Here is a 449-nt window from a genome sequence, read left to right on the forward strand (position 1 = left end):
GACCCGTTTCACGACTGCAAGTTGGATCCCGAGGCGATCCTCGGGACACACACCTACGAAAACGTCCTGTTCACCGACGAGACGGAAACCCCGGTGAACGTGCTCACCGGCGAGACACCGGCACATTCGCAAGCAACCGTCGAGGAAGCGAAAGAGTTCGCTGCGAGTATCGACACGGAGACGCCCCAGATCGCGCTCCCCGCATCCGTCGAGTCGCAGATCGAAACACAGAGCAAGCCCTACACGGCGGCCGCATTCTTCCACTTCAAGGCGACTGGCTCGCTCGAACGCCACCGCGCCTACCACGCCGCCTACGAGGCGGATGCGTTCGCGGTCGACTTCGAGGCTGACTACGCATCGGGCGACCTGACTATTATTGTCGACTGAGTGGAAGTGGCCTGAAAGCGAGAATACAACCCTGTACCTCAACACGCGATACCGCTCGAAAC

General features: G+C 60.4%; 1 protein-coding gene. It reads left to right on the plus strand.

The window, feature by feature from the left end:
* Positions 1-387, plus strand: a 387-nt coding sequence (locus DVK00_RS20965) for a hypothetical protein (protein WP_121578524.1), incomplete at its 5' end; no start/stop codon positions are given.
* Between the last annotated feature and the right edge of the window lie 62 nt (positions 388-449).

The organism is Haloarcula sp. Atlit-47R, assembly GCF_003665985.1.
Classification (GTDB): Archaea; Halobacteriota; Halobacteria; order Halobacteriales; family Haloarculaceae; genus Haloarcula; species Haloarcula taiwanensis.